Source organism: Kitasatospora sp. NPDC054795 (genome assembly GCF_053611565.1).
Genome location: NZ_JBSHAP010000301.1, coordinates 1 through 1,383, shown reverse-complemented (window position 1 = coordinate 1,383; position 1,383 = coordinate 1). Strand labels below are relative to the sequence as shown.

1 protein-coding gene is annotated in these 1,383 nt (G+C 70.7%); it reads left to right on the top strand.

Annotated elements, in window-relative coordinates:
- Positions 1-17: 17 nt before the first annotated feature.
- Positions 18-1,383: acyltransferase domain-containing protein (locus tag ACWGJO_RS41590; RefSeq protein ID WP_452190967.1), on the top strand; the 1,366-nt coding region annotated here is incomplete at its 3' end.

Sequence of the window (1,383 nt, the reverse complement as noted above, 5' to 3'; positions counted from 1 at the left end):
CGATCGAGGTGCAGGCGTTGTCACGGGCGTTCGGCGACACCGGGTCCTGGGCCCTCGGCTCGGTCAAGGGCAACATCGGCCACCTCGACGCCGCCGCCGGCATCGCGGGCCTGCTCAAGACCACGCTCGCACTCAAGCACGAACTCCTCCCCGCCTCGCTGAACCACACCCGCGGCAACCCCGACATCGACTTCGCCACCAGCCCCTTCCGGGTCCAGGCCCAGCCCGGCCCATGGCCACGCACCGACGGCCGCGTCCGCCGCGCCGGGATCAGCGCCTTCGGCTTCGGCGGCAGCAACGCCCACCTCATCCTCGAAGAGGCCCCGGCCGTCGAAGCCTCCCCCGCCGGCACACGCCCCACCGAAACACTCATCCTCTCCGCCCGCACCCCACAGGCACTCGAAGAAGCCACCGACCGACTGGCCGCCCACCTGCGCCGCGAACAACCCAACCTCGCCGACGCCGCCCACACCCTGGCCACCGGCCGCCGCACCTTCCCCCACCGCCGCACCGTCACCGGCACCACCCCCGACACCATCGCCACCGCCCTGGAGACCCGCGACCCCGCCCACGTCACCACCAACCACACCACCCGCGAAACCACACCACTGATCTTCCTCTTCAGCGGCCAGGGCTCCCAGCACACCGGCATGGCCCACGACCTCTACCAGCACGAACCCGCCTTCCGCACCTGCGTCGACGAATGCGCCGAACTCCTCGCACCACACCTCGACGACGACATCCGCGAGGTGATCTTCACCCAGGACCCCCGACTCGACCGGACCCAATGGGCCCAACCCGCCCTCTTCGTCATCGAATACGCCCTCACCCGGCTCTGGCACTCCTGGGGCATCACCCCCACCGCCATGCTCGGCCACAGCCTCGGCGAATGGACCGCCGCCTGCCTCGCCGGCGTCTTCACCCTCCCCGACGCCCTGCGCCTCGTCGCCCTGCGCGGCCGCCTCATGCAGGCCCAGACCCCCGGCGCCATGCTCAACGTCATGGCCGACCGCACCACCGTCGAAGCCGCCCTGCCCCACACCCTCTCCCTCGCCGCCCACAACGGCCCCCGCGACTGCGTCGTCTCCGGCCCCCACCACGCCATCCAGGCCTTCACCACCCTCGCCGAAGAACACGGCTGGCCCACCCAACCCGTCACCACCTCCCACGCCTTCCACTCCCCCCTGATGGAACCGGCGATCACGGAATTCACCACCGCCGTCGCAAACGTGCCCCGCCAGACACCGAACACCCCCTTCATCTCCAACACCACCGGCACCTGGATCACCGACCAACAGGCCACCGACCCCACCTACTGGGGCCACCACATCCGCGCCACCGTCGAATACGCCACCGGCATCCGAACCGCCACCACCGAACCAG